Origin of the sequence: Fulvivirga aurantia (assembly GCF_009711475.1) — a bacterium.
Classification (GTDB): domain Bacteria; phylum Bacteroidota; class Bacteroidia; order Cytophagales; family Cyclobacteriaceae; genus Fulvivirga; species Fulvivirga aurantia.
Genome location: NZ_SMMD01000045.1, coordinates 1 through 295 on the forward strand (window position 1 = coordinate 1; position 295 = coordinate 295).

1 protein-coding gene is annotated in these 295 nt (G+C 37.6%); it reads right to left on the reverse strand.

Annotation, left to right across the window (positions count from 1 at the left end; genetic code table 11):
* The coding region (locus tag E1176_RS19975; RefSeq protein ID WP_185152439.1) for a hypothetical protein at nt 1-295 on the reverse strand (295 nt) is incomplete at both ends.

The following is a 295-nucleotide window of genomic DNA, read 5'->3' on the forward strand; positions in this document are numbered from 1 at the left end:
CAGGATAAAAGGAGTACAAGTCCCAAAATGAAGAACTGTCGGATTGGCTTACGTTATAGACAAAATTTAAAGATTCCCCTGCATCAATATCCACATCCTGAGCCAGCATGATAGAAGAATTATAAATACTTGCCAGGTCAGAAGGCATGATGATGTTCATGCCACCCTCCAGATAAAATGAAAATGTGCTTTCATTCTTTATTGTTGCAATTACTGTAAAGTCATTTCCGACTACATCACTAGCTTTAACTATTTTTAGATCATAAGTTAGTTGCGTTTGCTCCTGCCCCCTTAT